The organism is Kitasatospora sp. NPDC057512 (genome assembly GCF_042802135.1).
Classification (GTDB): domain Bacteria; phylum Actinomycetota; class Actinomycetes; order Streptomycetales; family Streptomycetaceae; genus Kitasatospora.
This window is the reverse complement of the sequence record NZ_JBHVET010000738.1, coordinates 1-4,140: the sequence shown is the minus strand read 5'-3', so window position 1 is coordinate 4,140 and position 4,140 is coordinate 1. Positions and strand designations below refer to the sequence as shown.

At 75.8% G+C, this 4,140-nt stretch carries 4 protein-coding genes; 2 read left to right on the top strand and 2 right to left on the bottom strand.

Features of this window, described 5'->3' with window-relative positions:
* Positions 1–1,460, top strand: a 1,460-nt coding sequence (locus ACFU6K_RS32915; protein WP_380669298.1) for an alpha/beta hydrolase, incomplete at its 5' end; no start/stop codon positions are given.
* A 13-nt stretch (positions 1,461–1,473) separates the two neighbouring features.
* On the opposite strand, the gene ACFU6K_RS32910 is transcribed toward ACFU6K_RS32915, so the two are convergent.
* Together ACFU6K_RS32910 and ACFU6K_RS32905 are read right to left on the bottom strand one after the other, a co-directional pair.
* Positions 1,474–1,782: a hypothetical protein gene (locus ACFU6K_RS32910; RefSeq protein ID WP_380669296.1), complete on the bottom strand. Its 309-nt coding sequence runs from the start codon at positions 1,780–1,782 to the stop codon at positions 1,474–1,476.
* 18 nt (positions 1,783–1,800) lie between these two features.
* A complete protein-coding gene (locus ACFU6K_RS32905) occupies positions 1,801–2,211 on the bottom strand; it encodes a hypothetical protein (RefSeq protein ID WP_143204668.1) in 411 nt (136 codons plus the stop codon).
* A 547-nt stretch (positions 2,212–2,758) separates the two neighbouring features.
* Here ACFU6K_RS32905 and ACFU6K_RS32900 point away from each other — a divergent pair.
* Positions 2,759–4,140 (top strand): lytic transglycosylase domain-containing protein (locus ACFU6K_RS32900; RefSeq protein ID WP_380669294.1); only part of this gene is annotated, 1,382 nt, incomplete at its 3' end.

The following is a 4,140-nucleotide window of genomic DNA, read 5'->3' as shown; positions in this document are numbered from 1 at the left end:
CCACCGCGGGGGCCGCCACCGGCCGCGACCCGGGCGACGCCGACCCGGCGCCCGCCCGCTACACCCACCAGAGCCTGAACTGGCAGCCCTGCGCCCAGCAGCCCGCGCTGGACTGCGCCGCCATGACCGCCCCGCGCGACTGGCACCACCCCGGCGTCGGAGCCGACCTGACCATCGCCGTCTCCCGGCACCGCGCCACCGACCCGGCCAAGCGCAAGGGCACCCTGCTGATGGCGGCCGGCGGCCCCGGCGGCACCGGCCTGCTGCGCCCGGCCGGGCTGGCCGGCGCCGCCCCGGCGCTCGGCGCCGCGTACGACATCGTCGGCTTCGACCAGCGCGGGGTCGGCGCGAGCACCAAGGCGGTCTGCCAGACCCCGGAGGAGTTCCAGGAGTTCCTGGCCGGCGACTACCGCGACCAGTCCCCCGCCGCGATCGACCGGGTCGTCGCCAACTCGAAGAAGCTGGTGGCCGGTTGCCAGGAGCGCAGCGGGGACCTCCTCCCCTACCTGAACACCGAGCAGACGGCCCACGACATCGACCTGTTCCGCGGCCTGCTCGGCGAGCGCAAGCTCAGCTACTACGGCCCGTCCTACGCCTCGATGGTCGGCGCCTACTACGGGACGCTCTTCCCGCACCGGGTCGAACGGATGGTGCTGGACAGCAACATCGGCTTCGACGGCACCTGGGAGACGTTCGAGCTGGGCCAGCCGATGAGCTTCCAGCGCCGCTTCGACGAGGACTTCGTGCCCTGGCTCGCGGCCCGGGACGCCACGTACCACTGGGGCTCCACGCCGGAGCAGGTGCGGGCGCACTGGGAGCAGCGGCGGGCCGCGCTGCACGACTCCCCCATCGTCGAGGGCCCGGTGACGATCGGCCCGAACCAGCTGGACAGCCTCACCATGTCGGCGATCTACCGGGCGGCCAACTTCCCCGACCTGGCCGGGATCCTGGCCACCGTCGACCACTGGCAGGGCGCCGACCCGGCGACCAGGGCGGCGGCCGCGAAGGCCTTCAACAGCTACCTCACCCCGGAGTTCCTCGCCGAGTACTTCGCGGTGACCTGCAACGACACCCCGTGGACCAGGGACCTGGGCACCTGGATCGAGCGCGGCGCCGAGAACACCGCCCGCTGGCCGCTGGCCGGGGCCCGGACGCTCGCCTTCAGCGCGGTCTGCGCCGCCTGGCCGGTCGCCCCGGCGCCCAAGGTCACGGTGACCGGCGCCCACCTGCCGACCACGCTGATGCTCAACTCGGTGCACGATCCGGCGACCTACTACGAGGCGGCGCTCGGCGCCCACCGCGCGCTGCGCGGCTCCAGGCTGGTCACCGTCACCGGGAGCGGCGACCACGGCCAGTACCCCACGTCCGACAGCTGTGTCAGCGGAGTGGTCGAGCGCTACCTGCTGGACGGCACCGCGCCCGGCCGCGACCTCACCTGCCCCTCCCCGCAGGCCGGTTGAGACCGCTCGCGGGTCAGCTCCGGGGCCGCGCCCGCAGTCTGCCCCGGAGCCAGGCGAAGCCGACGGCCAGCCCGGCGAAGCCTCCGACGGCGAGCTTGATCCCGGCCTTGGCGACGATCCAGCCGACCCACGGGACGCTCCACCCCAACCAGTGGAACACCGCCAGCAGGACCGCGGCGCCGAACACCGCCGCGAGCACGGTGACCACGACGGCGGCGGCCCGCGAGAGCTCCCGCGGGCCGTCGGCGTGCTCCCCCGCGGCCGTGCCGTCCGGGTCGGTGGTCTGGTCCTTCGTCATCTCGTTCGTACCCCCCTCGGTCATGAGGGCGATGATACGGCGTCAGCGGTAGGCGTGGTGGGTGTCGCCGACGTGCTCGCCGGTCTCGTCGTCGGGGAAGCTGACGGCCATGGTGACGCGGTACTCGTGGACGTCCTCTCGGTGTCCCGGCACCCGCGCCCAGGCCAGCGAGTGCACCTCGGCCTCGGGGGCCTGCCGACACCAGGCGGCGGCCTCCTCCAGGACGCCGGCGGGGGACCGCCCGGTGCACACCACGGCGGTGTACGCGGCGACCGCGACGTCCCCTCCGGAGCGGCGGGTGCGCGACACCGCCCGGACGGCCGCGGCGGCCTGGGTCAGGTCACGGGCCAGGTCGTCCACCACCCGAGGGGGCGCCGGCAGGACGACCGTCCCCTCGGCGAGGGTCTCCGGCAGGTTCGGGCTCACGGTCTGGACCTCCATCCGCATCATCACGCGGCACAGCATGCCGGGCAGTCATTCCTGGCATGCCCATTTTCACCAGAACGTCACCCGTCCAGGGCCGAGTCGGGGGCGCACCCTGGCGTCCCGGCGCCCTTGCTGGTAGGGGGCGCCGCGCCCGCTCTCCGACGTTCCGGCAGGTCAGGAGGGGCGGCGCCGGGCGGCGCCGGGGGGCCCGAAACGCCGCGGACGCACCACCCCCGTGCCCCGAACCGCCGTTCCGGCGCCCGGGAGCGCCCGTCCCACCGATGTTGGCCTCCCGGTCAACTCTCCGTACCGGAACGGGAGTTGCCGTCGGACCGCGGCCGGGCAGCGGCGGCGGAGCCGGTCCCGGTACGGCACGGTGCCCGGCCGCACCCCCGCTGAGGTGCCGAGTTAACCCCTCGGAGGGCTCCGGTCCGCCTCCCGGTCACCCTGTCCCTGTCAGATCGTCGTGATACTAATCGTGGCGGCGGCGGGCCCGGTCCTCGGCTGGACGGGCACGATGACGACAGCTCAACCGTTCCGGAAGGGTCCGGACGGCAACGGGGAGGGGTAGCGGATGACGGTGCGGATCGGCAAGGCCAAGGACGGGCGGAAGGTCCGGATCGGCAAGCGGGTCACGGGGACGGCGGCGGCCTTCGCCGCGCTGGCCGCGCTGACCGGCTCTCAGGTGACGGGCATCGGGCTCGCCCCGGCCGCGGTCGCCGACGCCGGCCCGGCGAACGGCACCGCCGACCAGGGAGCCGGCCGCTACCTGCCCGGCGGCGGCCCCTCGACGGACCTCCCCGGCACCTTCGGCGTGCCGGCCGACGGCGGCGGCACCGTCCAGCTCCCGCAGCCGCCCGGCACCCTGCCCGGCCTGCCCTCGGCCGGCCCGTTCGCGGCCACCGGCCCCGCACTGCCCGCCACCGTGCTCGCCGCCTACCGGCAGGCCGAGGCCGCGCTGGCGCAGCGCTCGCCGGGCTGCCACCTGCCGTGGCAACTGCTCGCCGCGATCGGCCAGGTCGAGTCCGGCCAGGCCAACGGCGGCCAGGTGGACGCCGCCGGCACGACCCTGACACCGATCCTCGGCCCGGCCCTGGACGGCAACGGCTTCGCCGCGATACCCGACAGCGACGGCGGCCGCTACGACGGCGACTCCCGCTGGGACCGCGCCGTCGGGCCGATGCAGTTCATCCCGTCCACCTGGGCCTCCTGGGGCGTGGACGCCAACGGCGACGGCAAGGCCGACCCGAACAACATCTTCGACGCCGCCGAGAGCGCCGGCCGCTACCTGTGCGCGGGCGGACGCGACCTCGCCGATCCGGCGCAGCTCGACCGGGCGGTGCTCAGCTACAACAACTCGGGCGAGTACCTGCGGACGGTGCGCAACTGGATGGCGCACTACGGCAGCGGCACGGTGACCACCGTCCCGAACCGTCCGGGCTCCCCGGTGCCGCCCGCCCCGCTGCCCTCGCCGTACCTCCCGGGCCTGCCCACCGGCGGTTCCGGCACGGGCACCGGCGGCACCGGCACCGGCGGCACGCCCACCACGGAGCCGCAGCCGCCCGCACCGGTCACGCCGACGCCGGACCAGTCGCCGAGCCCCCAGCCGACGACGACGCCGAGCGCCACCGCCACGCCCACGCCCGGCGGTTCGACCTCGCCGTCGGCGACGCCGACGACCACCCCGAGCGGCGGCGCCTCCCCGACGGCGACCCCGACCGGCACGCCCACCGGGACGCCCACGGGCACCCCGACCGGTACGCCCACCACCTGCCCGGACCCGACGGCCACCCCCACCGGGACGCCCACCGGCACTCCCACCCCGACGGGCTCCCCGTCCCCGACCGCCACGCCCACCGGCACCCCGACGGCGACGCCCGTCCCGGGCTGCCCGACCCCCGCCCCGACCGCGACGGACACCCCGAGCGGCGCGCCCAGCACCACCCCCAGCACCAC

Coding starts and splice junctions, on each gene's coding strand:
- ACFU6K_RS32910 (WP_380669296.1), bottom strand. CDS start 1,782: ATGACCGAGGGGGGTACGAACGAGATGACGAAGGACCAGACCACCGAC.